Genomic DNA, 20,672 nt, shown 5'->3' with positions numbered 1-20,672 from the left:
TCCAATGCGTTTTGCCGTTCTCGGCAGCGGTAGCCAAGGGAACGGCACGCTGATCGCCAGTGCTGATACGTATGTGCTGGTGGATTGTGGTTTTTCCCTGCGGGAAACCGAAAAACGCCTGCTGCGCCTGGGTGTGAACCCGGCGCAACTGAGCGCGATACTCGTAACCCACGAACATGCCGACCACGTGCATGGCGTGGGTTTACTGTCTCGGCGCTACAATCTACCGGTCTACCTCAGTCGCGGCACACTGCGCGGGATGCGCAAACCGATTGAACCCGCAGGCTTCGTGGCCGGCGGCGAGCAGCTGCAGATCGGTGCTCTGGACATCGGGGTCATTGCCGTGGCCCATGATGCACAGGAACCGACTCAATATGTATTCAGCGATGGTGAGCGGCGTTTCGGCCTGTTGACCGACCTGGGTTCATACTGTGAGCGGGTGCTGGACGGTTATCGGGACCTCGATGCGTTGATGATCGAGTCCAATCATTGTCGCGACATGCTGGCCCGTGGTCATTACCCGTACTTTCTCAAGCAACGGGTGGGCGGCGAGCTGGGACATTTGAACAACCATCAGGCGGCATTCCTGGTGGCCGAGTTGGGCTGGCAAGGCCTGCAACACCTGGTCCTGGCCCATCTGAGCAGCAAGAACAACCTGCCGCAGCTGGCCCGGCAATGTTTTGTCGACACCCTCGGGTGCGACCCGGACTGGCTGCAACTGGCCGATCAAGATTCAGGGCTCGACTGGCGCCACATCGCCTAGCCCATCTACTTAGCAAGCGGAGCCCATCATGGAAAAACGTGAAGAACTCTACCGCGGCAAAGCCAAATCGGTTTACAAGACCGACGACGCTGACCGCTTGATCCTGCTGTTTCGCAACGACACTTCGGCGTTCGACGGCAAGCGCATCGAGCAGCTCGACCGCAAAGGCATGGTGAACAACAAGTTCAACGCCTTCATCATGCAGAAACTCGAAGCGGCCGGCATTCCGACCCAGTTCGACAAACTGCTGGCCGACAACGAAGTTCTGGTGAAGAAGCTGGACATGATCCCGGTCGAGTGCGTCGTGCGTAACTACGCCGCCGGCAGCCTGGTCAAGCGTCTGGGCGTTGAAGAAGGCCTGAAGCTCAACCCTTACACCTTCGAACTGTTCCTGAAGGACGACGCCAAGGGCGACCCGTTCATCAACGAATCCCACGTTGTGGCATTCGGCTGGGGCACCGCCGAGCAACTGGTTCGCATGAAAGAACTGTCGCTCAAGGTCAACGAAGTCCTGAGCAAACTGTTCGACGACGCCGGCCTGCTGCTGGTGGACTTCAAGCTTGAATTCGGCGTGTTCAGCGACGGCTCCATCGTCCTGGGCGACGAGTTCAGCCCGGACGGCTGCCGTCTGTGGGACAAGGACACCAAGAAGAAGATGGACAAGGACCGCTTCCGTCAGGGCCTCGGTGACGTCATCGAAGCCTACGAAGAAGTCGCCAACCGTCTGGGCGTACCGCTTTAATCGACGCAAGCATCTGATAGCACGAAGAAATTTTCGAAAGAGGGTTTGCTTTCGGTAAAAGTGTTGTTATGATGCGCGCCGTTGGAGAGATGCCAGAGTGGCCGAATGGGACGGATTCGAAATCCGTTGTACCTTCACCGGTACCTAGGGTTCGAATCCCTATCTCTCCGCCATACATAGAAAAAGCCCCGTAGCTGAGAAGCTACGGGGCTTTTTTGTTTCTGATCAGTCCACCCTGCACCAATGTACGGAGCGCAATGCTCCAACGCATCCAGGCCGCTCACATTCCGAATTAACTGACTAAACTCCTGCATTCCAGGTCATGGACCACCGGGTCTCCGGCGGTCACCCCCTTCAATGCATGAGGTTCGGTCATGGCAAAGGGAAAGAAGAAAGTCTCCCCCAAAAACACCCCCGCAGATCACCCGAAATTGTCGAGCAAAGACTATCTGGCGGAGTTGCGTCGACTGCACGTTGAGCTCGTCAAGCTGCAGGAGTGGGTGAGGGCCGAGGGCATCAAGGTCTGTGTGATTTTCGAAGGGCGTGATGGTGCGGGCAAGGGCGGGACGATCAAGGCGCTTACCGATCGGGTCAGCCCGCGGGTCTTTCGGGTCGTAGCATTACCGGCCCCGAGCGAGCGTGAGAAGAGCCAGATGTATCTGCAGCGCTACCTGCCTTATCTGCCGGCGGCCGGTGAGGTGGTGATCTTCGATCGCAGTTGGTACAACCGCGCCGGTGTCGAACGAGTGATGGGGTTCTGCACCGAGAATCAGGTCGAAAAGTTCCTCAAGACGGTGCCCCTGGTAGAGCATGCCATCGTCGATTCCGGGGTGATTCTGCTCAAGTACTGGTTGAACGTCAGCCAGGAGGAACAGACGCGCCGGCTGGAGGAGCGTATCAAGGACGGTCGAAAGATCTGGAAACTGTCGCCCATGGATCTCAAGTCGTACAGCCGCTGGTATGACTATTCGCGGGCGCGTGACGACATGATCAAGTCGACCGATACCGAATATGCACCCTGGCTGGTGGCCGACTCGAATGACAAGCGGCGAGCGCGCCTGAACATCATCTCCGATCTCCTCAGCCGCATTCCGTACAAGAGTGTTTCGCGCGAGAAGGTTGAGTTGCCCAAGCGGCAGAAGCCAGGGGGCTACAAGGAATCGGATTATCCCTTCCGGCACATCCCCGAGAAATTCTGAAGACGGGTGTTCGCGTCAGTCTCGGAAAAGCCCCGTGGATGAAAATCCGCGGGGCTTTTTCGTTTCTGCAGGGGTGTCAGCCAGCCCTCAAATCTCCTTGACCGGCGTATCCCCCTGCACACCCTTGATCAACTCGATCACGTGCAGACAATCCGCCTTGTTCACATACGACTCCCCACTGGCAACCGTCTCATGGTTTCCCGCCCGCAGGCGCCAGCGCCATTGGCCCTTGCCGGTGCTCGGGGTGCCCTTGGATTGCCTGTAAATCTCGAAATACATTCAGTTCGCTCCATGCGATGGGATATTGCGACAACCTGTTTGGCGCATGGTCGCAAGCCTAGCGGAGCCTTGTCATTTGGCTATCGAGGATGTGTTTCCAATCGTTGGCTAATGTTTCTGCGACACGCGGGGCAGAGCGTCGGGATCGGCCTTCTGATTGGCGAGTACGTCCTTTTTTCACCCTTGCATGACCTTCAGTGGTGCTGCTTAATACGGTGCGGCTCATGGCGTCGAATTTCGTTCGGCGACCGACAAACACTATAAGAAAGAGCAGTCCATTGACCCACTCGCATGGAACGCAACACGCGGGGCCGGTGACGTTGTCGCTGGTGGTTCCCGTATTCAATGAAGAGGACAGCCTCGACGGCTTTCTCCTGCGCATTCGTCAGGTGTTCGAGCGTGAGGCGCAGATCAGCCTTGAACTGGTGTTCGTCAACGACGGCAGCACCGATACGACGCTGGAGCGCCTGCTGCGCTGTCAGCAGAGCGATTCGAAAATCCGGATCGTCGATCTGAGCCGCAACTTCGGCAAGGAGGCAGCGCTTTCCGCCGGCTTGCAGATTGCCACGGGGCAGATTGTGGTGCCGATCGATGTCGATCTGCAGGACCCGCCCGAAGTCATTCTGCAAATGATCGAGTGTTGGCGCGAAGGTTACGAAGTGGTGCTTGGTCACCGCATCAGCCGCCGCAATGACTCCTGGGCCAAACAAACGTCCGCCAGTTGGTTCTATCGTTTGCACAACAAGATTGCCGAACAGACATTGCCGGAAAACGTCGGCGATTTTCGGCTGATGGATCGTTGCGTGGTCGACGCGCTGCTGACGCTGCCGGAGTCGCGGCGGTTCATGAAAGGCCTGTTTGCCTGGGTCGGGTTTCGCACCACCCAGGTCGAATACGAGCGCCCGGAGCGAGCGGCGGGGCACAGCAAGTTCAATGGCTGGCGGCTGTGGAATTTCGCGCTCGAAGGCATCACCAGTTTCAGCACCGAACCCTTGCGGATCTGGACGTACCTGGGGGCGATGGTGTCTCTGGTGTCGTTTGCCTTTGCCATGTTCATTGTGGTGCGCACACTGATCCATGGTGTCGACATGCCCGGTTATGCCTCGCTGATGGTCGCGGTGACTTTTCTCGGCGGCTTGCAACTGATCGGCATCGGCGTACTGGGTGAGTACCTGGGGCGCACTTACATCGAAGCGAAGCGCCGGCCGGTTTTCCTGGTGCGCCGCATTTACGAATCCAAGGACTGAAGCATGGATCTCAAGGAAACCGACATCCTCGGCGACAGCATCGGCGAGCATTGGTATTACTGTTCCAAAGCAGCGGCGACCCGTCGGTTGCTGGGGGAAGCACCGATCAAGCGAATTCTCGATGTCGGTGCCGGTTCAGGGTTCTTTTCCCATCATTTATTGACCCACACCGCTGCGCGCGAAGCGTGGTGCGTGGACATCAGTTACCCGGCCGACTCCAGCGCCACCACCGCCGGCAAACCGGTGCATTACCGCCGCTCGATCGATACCGTGGACGCCGATCTGGTGTTGCTGATGGATGTACTGGAGCACGTTGACGACGACCTCGGCCTGCTCAAGTCCTACGTCGACAAAGTGCCGTCCGGCAGTCGGTTCCTGATGACTGTGCCGGCGTTCCAGTTCATGTGGAGCGGGCACGATGATTTCCTCGAACACAAACGTCGCTACACCCTCGGGCAGTTCGAAACCCTGGCCCAAAAGGCCGGATTGACGGTCGAGCGGGGCGCCTATTACTTCGGAGCGGTGTTCCCGATTGCCGTTGCGTCGCGCCTGATACCCGGCGGTTCACGCGGTTCGGCGCCACGTTCGCAGCTGAAAAAACACCACCTGCTGGTCAATTCGCTGCTGAAAACCCTGTGTCGTCTTGAGCTGCCTTTGATGGGCATGAACCGCCTGGCTGGCCTGAGTGTTTTCGTGCTGGCGCGCAAACCGTGATGGCGACGCAACGGTCCGAACTGATCCAGCGTGGTTTGCGCTTTGCCGTGACGGGGTTGTTTGTCACGGCCCTGCATGCGCTGGTGGCAGTGTTGTTCATCAACTTCGTGAGCCCTCAACCTCCGCTGGCCAATGGTGTGGCATTTGTCGTGGCGACGGTGGTGTCCTACGTGATCAATACCACCTGGAGTTTTTCCGCAAGGTTGCACGGCCGAACCCTGTTGCGATTCCTGATGGTCTCGGCGGGAGGATTCGTGTTGGCGATGTTCGTGGCCTGGGCTGCCCAGATGGCCGGTCTGCACTATCTGCTGGGAATTGTGGCCGTCTCGTTGACCATTCCGGCATTCACTTTCGTACTACACAATTTCTGGACATATCGATGAAGGATTCGCGAGAGCACCCGGCACTATTTTTACTGCCGCTGCTGTTGGGGGCGCTGGTGTTTTTTCTGGCGATCGGGCCGCAAGCGCTGAATCCGCAAAACATTGCCTGGCTGGAACAAGGTGATCCGGCGACGCATTACCTGGGTTGGGAATTCTTCCGACATTCGCCCTGGACATTTCCAGTCGGGCTCAACCCGTTCTATGGCCTGGAGTTGAGCAGTTCGATCATCTTTTCCGACTCCAATCCACTGTTGGCGCTGTTGTTCAAACCCTTCAGTGCGTGGTTGCCGGATACCTTCCAGTATTTCGGGTTGTGGCTACTGGCGTGTTGTGTCCTGCAAGCCTGGTTTGGCTGGAAACTGCTCGGGCTGATCACCGGCAATCCTGTGATTCGTCTGTTGGGAGCCGGGCTGCTGGTGTTCTCGCCGCCGATGTTTCTGCGCATGGGCGGGCACCTTTCTCTGGCGGGGCATTTCCTGATTCTGGCAGCGTTGTATCTGGCGCTGGTGCCAGACCTGCGTCGACGCCATTGGGCCTGGGGCTCGTTGCTGGCGGTGACGTCATGGGTGCACGCGTACTTGCTGGCCATGGTGGCCCTGATCTGGCTGGCGGATTTGCTGGGCAAGGCATTCAGCCGACAATTGACCCGGCGTCAGGCGCTGATTGAAGGTGGATTGCTGTTTGCGCTGGTGAGTGTGTGCTGCTGGCAGGCGGGTTATTTCAGCATTGCCGACGGCGCGGCGTCCGGCGGTTTCGGTTTGTACCGGATGAATTTGCTGTCTCCAGTCGATCCGGCAGGCTGGTCCCGGATCTTGCCCAGTCTGCCCAAGGGTGAGGGCGACTATGAAGGCTTCAACTACATGGGGCTGGGCGTTCTCTTGCTGGTGCCGCTGGCGCTGATTGCCTGGATTGGAAACAGGCAACCCTTGAAGGACGAGTTGCGCGCTCGACCATGGCTGTTGATGGCCTTGTTCGGGCTATGGCTTTTTGCGCTGTCGAATCAGATCGGAATCGGTGCAACGACCGTCGGCTATCCGCTGCCGAAGATGATCATCGGCCTGGCCAATGTCTTCCGCGCCTCGGGGCGGATGTTCTGGCCGGTGCTGTATGCCCTCATCCTGGCCATGATTTTTCTGGTGGTGCGCGGTTATCGCCCGCGCGTTGTGATTTTTTTGCTCGCTACAGCGCTGGTGGTTCAGGTCGCCGACACTCGAGCCGGCTGGCTTGGCCTGAGACAGGGGAAAATGGTTGCGCCATCGGCGGCCTGGAACAGCCCGCTGCGCGATCCGTTCTGGACAAGCGCTGGCGGACGATACGCGAATGTACGCGGCCTGATGCCGCAGAATCAGAACGATCGCTGGCAAATGATTGCCGGATTTGCAGCGGCTCACGGCATGAAGACCGACACTGTCTATCTTGCGCGAGTGAGTTCTTCAGCACTGGCGCTGGCACAGCAGAAAGCCCGACGCATGCTCGACTCGGGGCAATACGACGCGGATTCGTTGTACATCCTGAGCGACGATGTCCTGGCGGACGCCGCAAAAAGCATCAACAGTGAAACCGATCTGTTGACCCGGGTGGATGGATTGGTGGTCCTTGCGCCGGGGTGGAAGCGCTGCGCGCAGTGTCTGTCGATGCGGGATGAGGGGCGGCGGATGTCCGTGATTCCCCTCTCTGGGCCTGGGCAAACGCTGACGTTCAACTACCGGAGTCGACAATTGGCCAACGGCTGGTCGGCGGCGGAAAGCTGGGGGACGTGGACGGAGGGGCGGCAGGCGAAAATCGAAATGCGGGTGTTGCCGCAGGCGCGTTCGATCGTGCTCGACACATTGGCGTTCATACTGCCACAGCATCCTTCCCAGCGAGTGATCGTGAGCCTCAACGGCGAGCAGGTGCTGAGCACGAGCTTGACGCAGTTTCAGGGTAATCGCCTGGAAATTCCAATCAGTGCTTCGCTCAGTCAGAGCCTCGTGCGCGATGACAGACTCGATATCGAATTGCAGCTGCCGGATGCCATCAGCCCTCAGCAATTGGGGATCAACGATGATTCGCGGGTCATGGGCATGGGCCTGAAGACGTTGACGGTGCAATGACGCACCGTTTTGATGGACGCTGCCCCGGCAGCCTTTCTACACTGCCCACAATCTGGGGACCGGGGGGCAAGGGATGAATCGCAATGAACTTCGCAAGGCCGACATCAACCTGATGGTGGTGTTCGAAACCTTGATGCTCGAACGCAACGTGACCCGGGCCGCCGAGAAGCTGTTTCTCGGCCAGCCGACCATCAGTTCGGCGCTCAATCGCTTGCGCACCATGCTCAACGATCCGCTGTTCATCCGCGTCGGCCACCGCATGGAACCGACGGCCCGCGCCGAAGACATCTATCGCCATCTCAAACCCGCGCTGGACTCGTTGTCGGTGGCGTTGAGCCTGACCCGTGATTTCGATCCCGCCGTCAGTACCATGACCTTTCGCATCGGTCTGTCGGATGATGTCGAATTCGGTCTGCTGCCGCCGCTGTTGCGCGCCTTGCGCCAGGAAGCACCGAACGTGGTGTTCGTGGTGCAGCACGTCGATTACTGGCGGATTCCCGATCTGCTGGCGGCTGGCGATATCACCGTCGGCATCAGTCAGACCCGTGGCCTGCCCGCCAATGCCAAGCGCAAACTGCTGCGGCATATCCAGCCGAGCATCCTGCGCGCCGACAAGTCCGACACGCCGCTGACCCTCGATGAATATTGCGCACGCCCCCATGTGTTGGTTTCTCACACCGCCAATGTCAGTGGTTATGCCGATGAGTGGCTGGCGGACATCGGTCGCACCCGTCAGGTGGTGCTGTCGGTGCCGCAGTACAGTTCGTTGCCGGCGTTGCTGGCCGGCACCGACCTGATCGCCAGCCTGCCGGACTACGCCGCCGAAGCCATGGCTGCCTCGGGCCTGCTGTTCAAGGAACCGTTCCCGTTCAAGACCCCGACCCTCGACCTGTCGATGGTCTGGCTCAGCCATGTCGACAGTGACCCGGCCGAGCGCTGGCTGCGCTCGCGGCTGGAGCAATTCATGAGCGAGCGACCGCACGCGCCGTTCTGACTTGCCGACCCGTTGTCCGGCTGCTTTGCTGAGTACACCTGAATTCGGCGGAGCCTCCACCCATGAGCATTTCCCGTGGTTTGCTGCGTGGGCGCGGCAGTCTCGACAGTGGCAAGGTCGGCATGGTCGAGCTGTTTTTCGACCTGGTGTTCGTGTTTGCCGTGACTCAGCTATCGCACACGCTGCTCGCGCACCTGTCGATCGAGGGCGCGGTACACGTGGCGCTGCTGATGGTCGCCGTGTGGTGGGTGTGGATCTTCACGTCCTGGATCACCAACTGGCTCGACCCGGAAAAACTGCCGGTGCGCCTCGGGCTGTTCGGCCTGATGATCGCCGGTCTGCTGCTCTCTTCTTCGATCCCCAAGGCGTTCACCGAGCGCGGTCTGATGTTCGCGGCTGCGTTCGTGTTCATGCAGGTCGGGCGCACGCTGTTCGCGATCTGGGCGGTTCGCGGGGAGTCATTGAACATGACCCGCAACTTTCAGCGCATCCTCGCGTGGCTGACGTTGTCCGGGGTGTTCTGGATCGGCGGAGCGTTTGTCGAAGGCGAACAGCGGCTGTTCTGCTGGGCGCTGGCGCTGCTGATCGAACTGATTTCGCCGTCGCTGTATTTCTGGGTGCCGGGACTGGGCCGATCGTCTTTGAGTGACTGGAACGTCGAAGGCAATCACATGGCCGAGCGTTGCGCGCTGTTCGTGATCATTGCCCTGGGTGAATCGTTGCTGGTGACTGGCGCGACCTTCGCCGAGCTGACGCCGGGCCGCGATGGACTGCTGGCGTTTCTGGTGGCGGTACTGGGCAGCATCGCCATGTGGTGGGTGTACTTCGACAGCGGTGCGGAGCGCGCGCACCACCGTATCGCCCATTCCGCCGACCCCGGGCGACAGGCGCGAATCGCCTACACCTACCTGCATGTGCTGATCGTCGCCGGGGTCATCGTCAGCGCGGTGGCCGATGAACTGGTGCTGGTTCATCCGGATCACGCCAGCGACGCCGGCATCGTCGTGATCGTTGCCGGGCCGTGGTTGTTCCTGCTCGGCAATGCATTGTTCAAGTGGGTCATGGCTGACCGACCGTTTCCACCGTTATCGCATGTGGTCGGGCTGATAGCGCTAACGCTGCTGTTGCCGCTGGCACTGAATCACTGGTTTTCGGCGCTGGCGCTCGGTGCGTTGACCACGGCAGCCGTGGTGCTGGTGGCGATCTGGGAAACCCTGGCGCTGCGTCGGGCGCTACCGGTTCCCGCGTCGGAAAAAGCCGCAGGAGAGTAGGGCGGGGCTGTGTTATATGTACGACCTTTCTGCCGACTGACTGGAGTCTCCCGATGCCACACCTGCACATGGAATACACCGCCAACCTGCCGCAACTGAACGCCGACGTGGCGTTGATCCGGCTCAACAACACCCTGGTGGGTTCCGGTCAGTTCGCGGCGGAGTTCGATATCAAGAGCCGCGCGGTCAAGGTGGAATCCTTCAAGGTCGGTACCGCCATGAGCGAGCGTGCCTTTGTAGCGGTGAGGCTGGCGCTGCTCAGCGGTCGTTCCCCGGAGATCAAGAAACAACTCTCGCAAAACCTGTTGGCGGTGCTGCAGGACCTGTGCGAATGGCCGGCCGGTGTCGAAGTGCAGTTGAGTGTGGAACTGCTCGACATCGATCGCGAGTCCTACAGCAAAGTCGCCATCGGCGTGTAAGACTCAGGCCGCCTCCAGCTCCGCGCAGGTCTTGATGACCTGCTCGCGCAGCCACAGATTGGCGCTGTCCTGATCGACGCTGTGGCTCCACTGCATGTCGAGGGTGAAACCCGGCAGGCCGTTCGGCGCCTCGCAGTGATTGAACACCGCGTCGTTGGTCAGCAAACGCTGGATCCGCCGGGGCAGGGTAAGGATGAAATCGGTGCCGGTGATCATCTTCAACGCGGCGCTGTAGCTGTTGGAACGGGCGACGATCTGGCGCTTCTGCGCCTGACGCGCGAGCCAGCCATCGACCATGTTGGTGGTGGACGTCCAGGGCGTCGGGAACACATGCCGGCGTTCGGTGAAGGCTTGCAGGCTGAGGCGTGGCTCCAGCGGCGTGGCGCGTTTGTCGAAGACGCAGACCAGGTCATCTTCCAGCAACATCCGGGATTTAAGATCGGTATGGCTGCGATGGAAGTTGGGGCCGAAACAGACCACCAGGTCGAGGCTGCCATCGCGCAGTTCTTCAGCCGGCACGTCGGTTTCGAACTTGTGCATGTTGACCATCACCGGCAGATCGTCGAAGTCGAAACGCTTCAACAGCCGCGGCAGGATCAGTTGTTCGAAGTATTCCGGTGCGCAGATGTTGAACGTCACCGGTTGCGCCATCGGGTCGAAAGTCGGGGCGCCGGCGTGGCACAGGTTGATGCTTTCGAGGATCTTCTGCACATGGCCATACATGCTGCTGGCCTTGTAGGTCGGGCGCATGCCGGTGCGGGTGTTGACGAACAATTCGTCTTCGAAACTGGTGCGCAATTTTTTCAGGCAGTAACTGACGGTGGACTGACTGACAAACAGCGCCTCCGACACATCGGTGACGCTGCTTTGCTCATACACGGCGACAAACACCATGAGATCCTGCATGTCGAGCTTTCTAAGCAAGTTACTGTTCAGCATCCGTTCTGTCTCGCTGTGCTCCTTGCGCTGAATCCGCGCAAACGTGTGCGCATGATCGTAACGGAACGATGGTCCCAGGAGAAAGCCCTGTAGGATTTTTCACGGACAGTTGTGGGACAGAAAGTTTTAGGAATACGACGTGTCGAATCAAACCTGGCAAAGATGGCCAGAAGCCTTTAGCTAGAGGGGTGAGCCCCGTGCACAACGCCCGATCAGCGAAAGTGCCGGGCGTAATGCCGAGGGTCAAAGCGCCACACGATCAACAGCATGAGCACCATGATGGCTGTCAGTGACCACCAGGCCCATTCGAAGCTGCCCAGTCGATCGCGGATCATCCCTGCCAGCAGCGGTGAAAGGCCCGCAATCAGATAGCCGATGCCTTGCACGAAGGCGGTCAGAGCGCCGGCGCGCTGCGGATTGTCGAGGTGGTCGAGGGAGACGATCAGGCTCATCGGGAACAACCCGCCAATCCCCAGACCCAAGAGGCACGGCCACAGCAGGCTCAAGTGTTGCGGGCTGAGGATCAAGCCGCAAAAACCGCCAATGATCAGCACCAGCAGGGCGCCCAGCACCCGGCGTCGGTCACGGCTGCGGTTGGCGATAGCGGGAACCACCAGGCCGGAAATCACCTCCATGGCCGTCAGAAAACCCAACAGCAGACCGGCGTTCTGTTCACTCCAGCCGTTTTCCACGTAGTACGGCGCGAGCCACGCCAATACGCAGGTGTAGGACGCCGTCCCCAGACCGAAGAAGATTGCGAGCAGCCAGGCGCGGGAATGGGTGAAGAAGGTTTCTTTCTTTGCCTTGGTGGCTGTGACAGGCGCTGTGTCGTTGCTTTGCAACAACCAGAACAGCAGCGCGAGCAACGCCAGTACCGCCCAGATCGCCAGACCTGCCCGCCAACTGCCGGTGTCGAGCAACACCCGTGGCGCAAAGGAGGCGGCCAGCGCGGCACCGCCCATGATCGAGGTGACATACAGACCCATGCACAGCGCCACGTTGTCGGGGAAGCGCGATTTGATCAGGGCCGGCATCAACGCTTGAATCAGCGCGATGCCGACACCGGCAAGCACGGCGCTGACGATCAGTTGCGCCGCCGAGTCGAGAAACAGCCGCGACAGGGTTGCCAGGCCGATGATCAGCAACGACAGCACCACCGTGCGCCGTTCGCCCAGACGCTGGCTGATGCCGATTCCGAAAAACATCGCCAGCCCCATCGCCATCACCGGCAGCATGGTCAGCAGCGAGGCGAGGCTGAAGCTCAACGGTATGTCGCCGCGAATCGCCGACAGCAAAGGCCCGACGGCGGCCATCGACGTGCGCAGGTTAAGGGCGACAAGGACGATACCGAGCATCAGCCAGACGGCGGGGCGGGCAGTGGCGCGAACGTTTTCCATCTTCAGACCTTTGAATCAGAGGCTGTCGATTAGGCGGGCGTGGTGTGGGGGCCGGCAAATCAGAAAATCCCGAGGGGTATTTAAAAAGTCGATACGTCTCCCGATCCCTCTGCGCAAGCCTGCGGCGATTTTTACTGAATCAGGCCTGACGCATTTTCAAGTTTCATGGTTATTTCATGAGCTAACTAATCGTTGGCTTCTTTTTCACAAAATATTGATGGTTTTCTGCGTAGAGTTTTTGTCGCCTTAGTCAATGAAATTTTCACAATTGACGACGGCGCTTCTTTTCAGGAAATCGCCTCTTCATCATGTTCAAGTTAAAAGCCGTGCGCCCGGAATGGGTGACGTTGTTTGCCAGCGCCTTTCTTTTGGCCGGATTCAATTTCGTACTCTGGGAACACCTTTTCGAGATCACCGCGGCCGACGGCAAGGGCATCGCCATGCGCATTGCGTTCGGGGTGATGATCTTCGCGGCGTACAACATCGTGCTGACGTTTCTGAGCTTTCGCCCGGTATTGAAACCGGTGTTGACGGTACTGTTTCTGATCAGTGCCGGCGTGGCTTATTTCATGAGCCAATATGGCGTGATGATAGACGCCGGCATGTTTCGCAACTTTGCTGAAACCAATGCCACGGAAGTTCGCGATCTACTGTCGTTGAAGTTGTTCGCTTATATCGTGTTCCTGGGTGTCTTGCCGTCCTGGTTATTGTGGAAGTTGCCCGTCAACTATCGTCGCTGGCACCGAGAGTTATTAAGCAAAGTTGTGGTGTGTGCAGCATCGGTCGCCGTCATTGGCGGTGTGGCACTGGCCAACTATCAGGGCCTGTCCTCGCTGTTTCGTAACCACCATGAATTGCGCCTGATGCTGGTGCCGAGCAATTACATCGGCGCGTCGGCCGGCTATCTGCGTGAACAGGTGGTTTCCGCCCAGCAACCGTTCATCAAGATCGGTGAAGACGCCCAGCGCAACCCTGCATTGCAAAACCGTCCGCGCAAGTCGCTGACCGTGCTGGTGGTGGGCGAAAGTGCCCGGGCAGAGAACTTCGGCATCCTCGGTTACGGACGTGATACGACGCCGAAACTGGACAAGGAAGCCGGTTTGATCGCCTTCACCGACGTGCATTCCTGCGGCACTGAAACGGCCGTGTCGGTGCCGTGCATGTTCTCCAACATGGGCCGCAAGGATTACGACGCCAGCAAGGCGAAGAATCAAGAAGGGCTGCTGGACGTGCTCAAGCGCGCTGGCATCGATGTGATCTGGCGCGACAACCAGTCAGGCTGCAAAGGCACCTGCGATCGCGTCACCCAGCAGGACGTGAGCAATCTGAAAGATCCGGCGTTGTGCGCCAACAGCGAATGCCGCGACGAAATCCTTCTGCAAGGCCTGCAGAGCTTCATCGATCACCTGGACAAGGACACCGTGCTGGTGCTGCATCAGATGGGCAGCCACGGGCCGGAATACTTCAAGCGTTATCCGAAGGAATACGAACACTTCACCCCGGTGTGTGAAAGCAACGCACTGAACAATTGCAGCCGCGACAGCATCGTCAACGGTTACGACAACACGCTGGTGTACACCGACCATGTGCTGTCGAGCCTGATCGATGTCTTGCGCAGTAATCAGGAAAAAGTCGATACCGCCATGCTGTATCTTTCCGATCACGGCGAGTCGCTTGGCGAGTACAACCTGTTCCTGCACGGCACGCCTTACATGCTGGCGCCGGAACAACAGAAACATGTGGCGATGCTGGCCTGGTTCTCCGACAGCTATCAGAAGTCCTACTCGGTCGACACCCATTGCCTGCAATTGAGCCGCAACAAACCGTTGAGTCAGGACAACCTGTTCCATTCGATGCTCGGTTTGCTGGAAGTGCAGAGCCAGGTCTATCAGCACGATCTGGACATGTTTGCCGGTTGCCGCGGTGCGGTCATCGACGGGGTTCTGGCCAAGGACTGAGCCTGCGGAATCTTTCTGTAAGACTATTCTTGCTATCCAGCAGGAGATTTCATCAAAGCACTTGCCCTGCGGAGGCGCAGAAAGCGCCGGTGGCGATATATACTGCGCGCCATTCTTGAAGGGAGAGCCGTGTGGCCATCGATATTCACTGGATTCGCGACAACGATAGCCTCGCGCAGTTTTGCGCCGAGTGGCAGCAGCTGCCTTTCGTTGCCCTCGACACCGAATTCATGCGGGTCGACACCTTCTACCCGATTGCCGGCCTGTTGCAGGTCGGCGACGGCAAACGCGCCTATCTGATCGACCCGCTGACCATTGACGCCTGGCAACCGCTGGCGGCGTTGCTGGAAAACCCGGCGGTGCTCAAAGTCCTGCACGCGTGCAGCGAAGACCTCGAAGTCCTGCTGCGCCTGACCGGCAGCCTGCCGGCGCCGCTGTTCGACACGCAACTGGCCGCCGCCTACCTGAACCTCGGGTTCTCGATGGGTTACTCGCGTCTGGTGCAGGAAGTGCTAGGCATCGAACTACCCAAGGGCGAAACCCGTTCCGACTGGTTGCAGCGCCCGTTGTCCGACACGCAAATCAGCTATGCCGCAGAAGATGCCGTGCATCTGGCGGAGGTTTTCGTACAACTGCGTCCGAAGCTGTCTGACGACAAATACGCCTGGGTGCTGGAGGACGGCGCCGAACTGGTCGCCAACCTGCGCCGTGAGACCGATCCGTACGAGGTGTATCGCGAGGCGAAGCTGGCGTGGAAACTGTCCCGCGCCCAACTCGCCGTTCTGCGCGAGCTGTGCGCCTGGCGTGAGCGCGAGGCCCGTGCCCGCAATCTGCCGCGCAACCGCATCGTCCGTGAGCATTCGTTGTGGCCGTTGGCGCGCACGCAACCGGACAACCTCAGCGCGCTGGGCAAGATCGAAGACATGCACCCGCGTACCGTGCGTCAGGACGGCGAGTTTCTGCTTGATCTGATCAAGCGCTCTGGCAGTGTGGGGCCAGATCAATGGCCGCCAGCCGTGCCAGAGCCGCTGCCGATCGAAGCCGCTGCGCTGATCAAACAGCTGCGGGCGCTCGGTCAGGCCGAAGCTGAACGCCTGAGCATCGCGCCGGAACTGATGCTGCGCAAGAAAACCCTCGAAGCGCTGGTCAAAAGCGGCTTCCCCGAGGGGCCTTACCAATTGCCTGATTCGCTGCGTGGCTGGCGCCGCGAATTGATGGGCCAGATGCTGCTCGACAGCCTGGCCACCGCCGGAGAACAGCCTTGAAACGTATTTGCTCGATTTACCAAAGTTCGAAACGCAGCGGCATGTACCTTTACGTGCTCAAGAGCGATGCGCTGGAGCGTGTGCCGGAAGCCTTGATGCTGGCGTTCGGCAAGGCCAGGCACTCCTTCGATCTGGTGCTGACTCCCGAGCGCAAGCTGGCCAGTGAAGACATCGTCGTCGTGCTGGAAAACCTCGACAAGCAGGGTTACCACCTGCAAATGCCGCCGGCCGAGGACGAGTACATCGAACACTTGCCCGAAGAGTTGCTGCGACGCAACGACCCGGTCTGACCTGCGAGGCCCTGTCCTGGGCCTCCTGTAATCCCTGGAACTGTTTTTACGGCGACGACCGCCACGAAGTGGGCGGCCGTCTGCACGGTTTGCGAAAGGTTTGAACATGCGCGTTCTGATTGCTGAACACGACCACGCGATATATGCCCGACTGCTGCGTCAGGCGGCCCCGGAGCTTGAAGTGCTGACCAGCGGCGACTCTGCCGAGCTGGCTCGCCAGGCAGTCGATTGCCCGGTGTGGCTGGGTCAGCCGGATCTGTTGGCGACTCTGCTGCGTCAGGGCCATCAGCCACAATGGCTGCAATCGACCTGGGCCGGCATCACGCCGCTCTTGGCCGACGGCCTGCGCCGGGATTACCGCTTGACCCGGGCGGTCGGCATTTTCGGTCAGGTGATGGCCGAGTACGTGCTGACCTACATGCTCGGTCACGAGCGCGAAGTGCTGGCCCGGCTGGTCAGCCAGGTCGAGCGCAAGTGGGACAGTCGCACCGGCCAGAGTCTGGTCGGGCGCAAGGTGCTGATCGTCGGCACCGGTGACATCGGCCAGAGCGTGGCGCAGTTTCTGCTGCCGTTCGGCGTCGAGTTGTACGGCATCGCCAGCAGCGCTCGCGAACAGGCGCCGTTTGTCGAAGTCGGTTCGATGGCGGATCTGCCACGGCTGGTGGGCGAGGTGGATTACGTGGTCAATCTGCTGCCCAACACCGAGCACACCCACGACATCTACGACGCGGCGCTGTTCAAGCAATTCAAGCCGACCGGGTTGTTCATCAACGCCGGGCGCGGTGTGGCCGTCGTCGATGCGGATCTGGTCGAAGCGTTGAAGGAAGGCCATCTGGCCGGCGCGGTGATCGACGTCTGCCGTCAGGAACCGTTGCCACAACGTCATCCGTTCTGGACCGCGTGGGGCTTGCTGTTGACCGGGCACAGCTCGGCACCGACATCGCCGCCGATGATGGTGCAGTTGTTTCTGGATAACTTGCGGGCATATCAGGCGGGCGAAGCGTTGCGTGGGGAAGTGGATTTCGCACGCGGTTACTGATTACGAAGATCGTTCCCACGCAGAGCGTGGGAACGATCAAACGATGGGGCTTAGAGGGTGAAATCCCCTTCAGCCGCCAGTTCGCTCAGCGGACGACGCGGGCTCGGTGTTTCCCGCGCTTGCAGGTAATCCGCCAGGGTTGCCTTGTCACCCAGCTTGCCTACCGCAACAGCAGCGTGCAGCGCATAACCTTCCGGAATGTTCAGCTCCTTGCGGGTCAGCTCCTGATCGAAGCCGGCCATGCCGTGGGTGTGCCAGCCGCTCAGGCTCGCTTGCAGCGCCAGGTGGCCCCACGCGGAACCGGTGTCGAAGGTGTGCCACAGCGCCGGCGTTTCTTCGGTGGCGCCCGGTGCGGTGAAGGTGGTTTTCGAAATCACGATCACCAGCGCCGACGCGTGCTGCGCCCAGCTGCGGTTGAATTCGTTGAGCAGGCCCAGGTAACGCTCCCAGTTCGGCGTGTCGCGACGGGCGTAGAGAAAACGCCACGGCTGCGAGTTGTACGCCGATGGCGCCCAGCGCGCGGCTTCGAAGAAGCTCAGCAGGGTTTCCTCGGAAATCGCTTCGCCGGTGAAGGCGCGGGGCGACCAGCGATCGGTGAACTGCGGGTGAATGGCGTATTCGGCAACGCGAGGGTTGGCACTCATCGAGAGATTCCTTGCTACGTTTGAGGATAGGTTTGAAGCAAAACCCGGCGGGATCAGTTGGGCTGAACGATGGGGGCTGTATCTGAAGCCGTGCAGTTCACCGGAATGCAACGCGGTCGAGCGTTAATGGCACCCAGCCAAGGCTTCTTGAGACTGGCAAAGCTACTTGGCCGCGCAAAAACTGACAAGCCCCGCACAACCGGCAGTCGCCAGCGCTTGGCCCACGGGGCCTTGGGCACTAGACTGGCGGCCTTTTCACCACCTGATGTAGATGCTTGAGCCATGGCCGCCAAAGTCGAACCGTTCTGGATACGCAAAACCCTCGATCAACTGGATCACGAGGAATGGGAATCGCTGTGCGACGGATGTGGCCTGTGCTGCCTGCAGAAGCTCGAGGATGAAGAAGACAACAGCGTCTACTACACGCGCATCGCCTGCAAACTGCTGGACCTGAAAACCTGCCAGTGCAGCGATTACCCGAACCGCATCAAGTTTGTCCCGGACTGCATCCAGCTCACCCCGGGCCAGGCCGAAGAGTTCAAATGGCTGCCGCCGACCTGCGGTTATCGGCTGGTCAGCGAGGGCAAGGATCTTCCGTTGTGGCACCACCTGGTCTGCGGTGATCGCGACGCCGTGCACCACGAACGGATTTCCCAGTCCGGGCGCATGCTCGCCGAAGGCAGCGTGCCGGAAGACGATTGGGAAGATCACCTGATTTTCCGGGCCGGCTAAGTTCTGAGGGGCTAAGTTCTGAGGAGTTAAGTTCTGAGGAGTAAGCCCCGCCGAGGATTCAAGTTTCAACAAGGAGTGTGTATGGCTGTGGGATTGCGCCGGACGCTGATCGTCGGACTGCTGATGCTGAGCGCGCCGGTGTGGGCGGCGAAGAAGGTCGATCTGGATTACCACGTGCGTCTGTTGCCGCAAAGCGATCAGGCGGAAGTGCGCCTGACCCTTGCCAAAGGCGAAGCCGTGCGCAGTCTGGATTTCGACCTCGGCGACGGCAGCCACTACAGCGACTTCAAGGCCGACGGCCAATGGCAATTGACGCCGGGCCAGCAGGCGCGCGGCATATGGCGCCCGACGGCGGACAAGGCCAGCCTGACCTACCGCGTACGCATCAGCCACGGCCGCAAGAACGGCAGCTTCGACACGCGCATGACCCCGACCTGGGCGTTGATGCGCGGCGATGAACTGGTGCCGCCAGCCAGGCTCGATCAGCAGGACGGCATCGAACTGGTCTCGCGCCTGCACTTCGAACTGCCCGACGGCTGGAAAAGCGTCGAAACCGCCTGGCCGCGCATCGGCAAGAACAAATTCCGCATCGACAATCCGTCCCGTCTGTTCGACCGACCCACTGGCTGGATGCTCGCCGGGCACCTCGGCAGCCGCCGCACGCGGCTGGGGGAAACCGAAGTGACGGTGGCTTCGCCGCAGGGGCAGGGCATGCGCCGGATGGACGTGCTGACATTGCTGACGTTTGTCTGGCCGCAGGTGCAAGCGGTGTTTCCCCGCCATCCGACCAAACTGCTGATCGTCGGTGCCAACGACCCGATGTGGCGCGGCAGCTTGGCGGCGCGGGAGTCGATCTACCTCAACACGCGGTTGCCGCTGGTCAGCGAAAGCGGCAGCAGCCCCTTGGTCCGCGAGCTGGCGCAGGTGTTCGGACGGATCAACGACGAGCAGCGCAGTGACTGGATAAAGGAAGGTTTCGCCGAGTATTACGCCGTCGAACTGGTGCGCCGCGCCGGGGGCATGAGCGACGAGCGTTATCAGGCATTGCAGGTAAAACTGGCCAAGGACAGCCAAAAGGTCAGCACACTGCGTGGCGAGCAGATCAGTCCGGCGCAGGTGTCCAAAGCGGTTCTGCTGTTACAGGAACTGGATCGCGAAATCCGTCTGAAGACCCGCAACAAACGGTCGCTGGACGATGTGCTGCGCGGGGCGATGCATCTGGGGACGGTGGATACCAAGGCGTTTGTGCAACTCGCCGAGAGTGTGATCGGCGAGTCGTCCAAGGTGCTTGATAGCGGTTTGCTTCAGTAGCGATCAGACCCCGGCCTTCGGCGACTTCACCGAATCATTGCCGGTCACGGTGGCGGTTCTGGTCGCCACTTCGGCATTGGCTTTCAGCTTGCTCAGTTCTTCACCGGCCCGCTCGATCTTCGTGCGCACGTTGTTCATGTCCTGACGGCTTTTCTCCAGCAGGCTTTTCACCGAACTGTGCCCGGTGATGCCACGGGCCATGGCCACGCCGCCAATCGCCACCTGAATCAAACCGAACACGCCGCCACGGCGCAGGCCCTTGCCGACCATGATCACGCCGCCGGCCAGCGAGCCGATGCGCTCCCAGCCTTCGACGTTCTGCTCGGAACGGGTCTGGAACGGGGTGGATTCGATACGCTCGACGCGTTTGAGCTCGGTCATGATCTTTCTCCAGGCATTGAGTAATGGATAAACAAGCTGACTGCGTGGGCGGTCAGCTCGTTCCATCGGATGTGCGGCGGTTCAGCGGAATTTCGGCCCGGAACGGGTGTTCAAGCCTTTGGCCATGCGGTCGTAAAGCACGACGTTGACCGTGGCGGCGAGGTTCATGCAACCGGTGGTCGGGATGTACACGACGTCTTCGCACCAGTCGCGGATCTCTTGATCCAGCGAGCCGTCTTCGGGGCCGAAGATGTACAGGGCGCGATCCGGGTGCGTGTATTCCGGCAGCGGGCGGGCGCCGTCGACCAGTTCCACGGCGACCGGGACGCAATTGAGCGGCAAGATCTTTTTCAGGTCGTCGATGCCGATCAGCGGGATGTCGTAGTGCACGCGCTTGGTGTCGGTGACGAAATCGGCGGCGCGCTCATAGCGCTTGCCGGTGTAGAACACGGTCGACACGCCGTAACAGCCTGCGGCGCGCATCACCGAACCGACGTTTTCCGGTGATTTGGGGTTATACAAACCAATGCAGCTGTACCGTTTGTCTGCCACGAGCGGGGTGCCTTCGGGAAAAAGAGGGCGATTATACGGGGATTGGGGGAGGGCGGGCAG

General features: G+C 60.0%; 22 protein-coding genes and 1 tRNA gene. 17 read left to right on the top strand and 6 right to left on the bottom strand.

The window, feature by feature from the left end; genetic code table 11:
* Window positions 1-4 precede the first annotated feature (4 nt).
* From AC3WRD_RS26345 to ppk2, 4 genes are all read left to right on the top strand, one after another.
* Window positions 5-763 carry an MBL fold metallo-hydrolase gene (locus AC3WRD_RS26345; protein ID WP_096819404.1) on the top strand — a complete coding sequence of 253 codons (759 nt, stop codon included), beginning with the start codon at window positions 5-7 and terminating at the stop codon, window positions 761-763.
* Between the two features lie 28 nt (window positions 764-791).
* Window positions 792-1,505: a phosphoribosylaminoimidazolesuccinocarboxamide synthase gene (purC, locus tag AC3WRD_RS26340; protein ID WP_077571533.1), complete on the top strand. Its 714-nt coding sequence runs from the start codon at window positions 792-794 to the stop codon at window positions 1,503-1,505.
* A gap of 83 nt (window positions 1,506-1,588) precedes the next feature.
* A tRNA-Ser gene (locus AC3WRD_RS26335) sits at window positions 1,589-1,678 on the top strand.
* Window positions 1,679-1,879: 201 nt separating this feature from the next.
* A complete protein-coding gene (ppk2, locus tag AC3WRD_RS26330; RefSeq protein WP_102622212.1) occupies window positions 1,880-2,704 on the top strand; it encodes a polyphosphate kinase 2 in 825 nt (274 codons plus the stop codon).
* A gap of 87 nt (window positions 2,705-2,791) precedes the next feature.
* Here ppk2 and AC3WRD_RS26325 read toward each other — a convergent pair whose 3' ends face one another.
* Entirely contained in the window at window positions 2,792-2,983 is a 192-nt protein-coding gene (locus AC3WRD_RS26325; protein ID WP_064383113.1) for a YegP family protein, read from the bottom strand.
* Window positions 2,984-3,261: 278 nt separating this feature from the next.
* On the opposite strand from AC3WRD_RS26325, the gene AC3WRD_RS26320 reads away from it, so the two are divergent.
* The 7 genes from AC3WRD_RS26320 to AC3WRD_RS26290 all read left to right on the top strand — a co-directional run bounded on the left by AC3WRD_RS26320 (window position 3,262) and on the right by AC3WRD_RS26290 (window position 10,104).
* On the top strand, window positions 3,262-4,230 hold the full coding sequence (locus AC3WRD_RS26320; protein ID WP_102622213.1) for a glycosyltransferase family 2 protein: 969 nt from the start codon (window positions 3,262-3,264) through the stop codon (window positions 4,228-4,230).
* A gap of 3 nt (window positions 4,231-4,233) precedes the next feature.
* Window positions 4,234-4,944 (top strand): class I SAM-dependent methyltransferase, encoded by a 711-nt coding sequence (locus tag AC3WRD_RS26315; RefSeq protein WP_102622214.1) that lies wholly within the window; start codon window positions 4,234-4,236, stop codon window positions 4,942-4,944.
* Window positions 4,944-5,327 (top strand): GtrA family protein, encoded by a 384-nt coding sequence (locus tag AC3WRD_RS26310; RefSeq protein ID WP_219737340.1) that lies wholly within the window; start codon window positions 4,944-4,946, stop codon window positions 5,325-5,327. Before AC3WRD_RS26315 ends, AC3WRD_RS26310 begins: the two co-directional genes overlap by 1 nt.
* Window positions 5,324-7,420, top strand: coding sequence for a DUF6311 domain-containing protein (locus tag AC3WRD_RS26305; RefSeq protein WP_102622215.1), 2,097 nt, complete (start codon window positions 5,324-5,326; stop codon window positions 7,418-7,420). Before AC3WRD_RS26310 ends, AC3WRD_RS26305 begins: the two co-directional genes overlap by 4 nt.
* Before the next feature lie 73 nt (window positions 7,421-7,493).
* On the top strand, window positions 7,494-8,414 hold the full coding sequence (locus tag AC3WRD_RS26300) for a LysR family transcriptional regulator (protein ID WP_096819394.1): 921 nt from the start codon (window positions 7,494-7,496) through the stop codon (window positions 8,412-8,414).
* Between the two features lie 62 nt (window positions 8,415-8,476).
* Complete coding sequence (locus tag AC3WRD_RS26295) at window positions 8,477-9,685, top strand: low temperature requirement protein A (RefSeq protein WP_102622216.1); 1,209 nt, start codon at window positions 8,477-8,479, stop codon at window positions 9,683-9,685.
* Between the two features lie 53 nt (window positions 9,686-9,738).
* Complete coding sequence (locus AC3WRD_RS26290) at window positions 9,739-10,104, top strand: 5-carboxymethyl-2-hydroxymuconate Delta-isomerase (protein ID WP_096819392.1); 366 nt, start codon at window positions 9,739-9,741, stop codon at window positions 10,102-10,104.
* 3 nt (window positions 10,105-10,107) lie between these two features.
* Here AC3WRD_RS26290 and AC3WRD_RS26285 read toward each other — a convergent pair whose 3' ends face one another.
* Together AC3WRD_RS26285 and AC3WRD_RS26280 are read right to left on the bottom strand one after the other, a co-directional pair.
* Window positions 10,108-11,043: a LysR family transcriptional regulator gene (locus tag AC3WRD_RS26285; RefSeq protein WP_096819391.1), complete on the bottom strand. Its 936-nt coding sequence runs from the start codon at window positions 11,041-11,043 to the stop codon at window positions 10,108-10,110.
* A gap of 212 nt (window positions 11,044-11,255) precedes the next feature.
* Window positions 11,256-12,440, bottom strand: a complete 1,185-nt coding sequence (locus AC3WRD_RS26280) for a cyanate transporter (RefSeq protein ID WP_102622217.1) — start codon at window positions 12,438-12,440, stop codon at window positions 11,256-11,258.
* Window positions 12,441-12,748: 308 nt separating this feature from the next.
* Here AC3WRD_RS26280 and AC3WRD_RS26275 point away from each other — a divergent pair, with 308 nt between their 5' ends.
* The 4 genes from AC3WRD_RS26275 to AC3WRD_RS26260 all read left to right on the top strand — a co-directional run bounded on the left by AC3WRD_RS26275 (window position 12,749) and on the right by AC3WRD_RS26260 (window position 16,992).
* Window positions 12,749-14,398 carry a phosphoethanolamine transferase gene (locus AC3WRD_RS26275; protein ID WP_102622218.1) on the top strand — a complete coding sequence of 550 codons (1,650 nt, stop codon included), beginning with the start codon at window positions 12,749-12,751 and terminating at the stop codon, window positions 14,396-14,398.
* A 131-nt stretch (window positions 14,399-14,529) separates the two neighbouring features.
* On the top strand, window positions 14,530-15,663 hold the full coding sequence (gene rnd, locus AC3WRD_RS26270; protein WP_096819388.1) for a ribonuclease D: 1,134 nt from the start codon (window positions 14,530-14,532) through the stop codon (window positions 15,661-15,663).
* Window positions 15,660-15,953, top strand: a complete 294-nt coding sequence (locus AC3WRD_RS26265) for a YcgL domain-containing protein (RefSeq protein WP_096819387.1) — start codon at window positions 15,660-15,662, stop codon at window positions 15,951-15,953. Before rnd ends, AC3WRD_RS26265 begins: the two co-directional genes overlap by 4 nt.
* A gap of 106 nt (window positions 15,954-16,059) precedes the next feature.
* Entirely contained in the window at window positions 16,060-16,992 is a 933-nt protein-coding gene (locus tag AC3WRD_RS26260; RefSeq protein ID WP_102622219.1) for a D-2-hydroxyacid dehydrogenase, read from the top strand.
* A 50-nt stretch (window positions 16,993-17,042) separates the two neighbouring features.
* On the opposite strand, the gene AC3WRD_RS26255 is transcribed toward AC3WRD_RS26260, so the two are convergent.
* Window positions 17,043-17,636 carry a nitroreductase family protein gene (locus AC3WRD_RS26255; RefSeq protein ID WP_085605592.1) on the bottom strand — a complete coding sequence of 198 codons (594 nt, stop codon included), beginning with the start codon at window positions 17,634-17,636 and terminating at the stop codon, window positions 17,043-17,045.
* A 282-nt stretch (window positions 17,637-17,918) separates the two neighbouring features.
* Between AC3WRD_RS26255 and AC3WRD_RS26250 the strand changes: the two genes are divergently transcribed.
* Both AC3WRD_RS26250 and AC3WRD_RS26245 read left to right on the top strand, forming a co-directional pair.
* Window positions 17,919-18,368, top strand: coding sequence for a YcgN family cysteine cluster protein (locus AC3WRD_RS26250; protein WP_025110643.1), 450 nt, complete (start codon window positions 17,919-17,921; stop codon window positions 18,366-18,368).
* An 81-nt stretch (window positions 18,369-18,449) separates the two neighbouring features.
* Window positions 18,450-19,679 carry a hypothetical protein gene (locus tag AC3WRD_RS26245; RefSeq protein ID WP_102622220.1) on the top strand — a complete coding sequence of 410 codons (1,230 nt, stop codon included), beginning with the start codon at window positions 18,450-18,452 and terminating at the stop codon, window positions 19,677-19,679.
* Window positions 19,680-19,682: 3 nt separating this feature from the next.
* Here the strand turns inward: AC3WRD_RS26245 and AC3WRD_RS26240 are convergent, their stop codons facing one another.
* On the bottom strand, window positions 19,683-20,060 hold the full coding sequence (locus tag AC3WRD_RS26240; protein ID WP_102622221.1) for a YgaP family membrane protein: 378 nt from the start codon (window positions 20,058-20,060) through the stop codon (window positions 19,683-19,685).
* Window positions 20,061-20,141: 81 nt separating this feature from the next.
* Window positions 20,142-20,612 (bottom strand): RNA methyltransferase, encoded by a 471-nt coding sequence (locus AC3WRD_RS26235; RefSeq protein ID WP_007958066.1) that lies wholly within the window; start codon window positions 20,610-20,612, stop codon window positions 20,142-20,144.
* Window positions 20,613-20,672 lie beyond the last annotated feature (60 nt).

The sequence above is a fragment of the Pseudomonas sp. FW215-R2 genome (assembly GCF_058789255.1).
Note: the sequence above shows the minus strand (reverse complement) of the source record. Positions and strands in the feature narration are given on the sequence as shown.

Coding starts and splice junctions, on each gene's coding strand:
- AC3WRD_RS26345 (WP_096819404.1), top strand. CDS start 5: ATGCGTTTTGCCGTTCTCGGCAGCGGTAGCCAAGGGAACGGCACGCTG.
- purC (WP_077571533.1), top strand. CDS start 792: ATGGAAAAACGTGAAGAACTCTACCGCGGCAAAGCCAAATCGGTTTAC.
- ppk2 (WP_102622212.1), top strand. CDS start 1,880: ATGGCAAAGGGAAAGAAGAAAGTCTCCCCCAAAAACACCCCCGCAGAT.
- AC3WRD_RS26325 (WP_064383113.1), bottom strand. CDS start 2,983: ATGTATTTCGAGATTTACAGGCAATCCAAGGGCACCCCGAGCACCGGC.
- AC3WRD_RS26315 (WP_102622214.1), top strand. CDS start 4,234: ATGGATCTCAAGGAAACCGACATCCTCGGCGACAGCATCGGCGAGCAT.
- AC3WRD_RS26310 (WP_219737340.1), top strand. CDS start 4,944: ATGGCGACGCAACGGTCCGAACTGATCCAGCGTGGTTTGCGCTTTGCC.
- AC3WRD_RS26305 (WP_102622215.1), top strand. CDS start 5,324: ATGAAGGATTCGCGAGAGCACCCGGCACTATTTTTACTGCCGCTGCTG.
- AC3WRD_RS26300 (WP_096819394.1), top strand. CDS start 7,494: ATGAATCGCAATGAACTTCGCAAGGCCGACATCAACCTGATGGTGGTG.
- AC3WRD_RS26295 (WP_102622216.1), top strand. CDS start 8,477: ATGAGCATTTCCCGTGGTTTGCTGCGTGGGCGCGGCAGTCTCGACAGT.
- AC3WRD_RS26290 (WP_096819392.1), top strand. CDS start 9,739: ATGCCACACCTGCACATGGAATACACCGCCAACCTGCCGCAACTGAAC.
- AC3WRD_RS26285 (WP_096819391.1), bottom strand. CDS start 11,043: ATGCTGAACAGTAACTTGCTTAGAAAGCTCGACATGCAGGATCTCATG.
- AC3WRD_RS26280 (WP_102622217.1), bottom strand. CDS start 12,440: ATGGAAAACGTTCGCGCCACTGCCCGCCCCGCCGTCTGGCTGATGCTC.
- AC3WRD_RS26275 (WP_102622218.1), top strand. CDS start 12,749: ATGTTCAAGTTAAAAGCCGTGCGCCCGGAATGGGTGACGTTGTTTGCC.
- AC3WRD_RS26260 (WP_102622219.1), top strand. CDS start 16,060: ATGCGCGTTCTGATTGCTGAACACGACCACGCGATATATGCCCGACTG.
- AC3WRD_RS26255 (WP_085605592.1), bottom strand. CDS start 17,636: ATGAGTGCCAACCCTCGCGTTGCCGAATACGCCATTCACCCGCAGTTC.
- AC3WRD_RS26250 (WP_025110643.1), top strand. CDS start 17,919: ATGGCCGCCAAAGTCGAACCGTTCTGGATACGCAAAACCCTCGATCAA.
- AC3WRD_RS26245 (WP_102622220.1), top strand. CDS start 18,450: ATGGCTGTGGGATTGCGCCGGACGCTGATCGTCGGACTGCTGATGCTG.
- AC3WRD_RS26240 (WP_102622221.1), bottom strand. CDS start 20,060: ATGACCGAGCTCAAACGCGTCGAGCGTATCGAATCCACCCCGTTCCAG.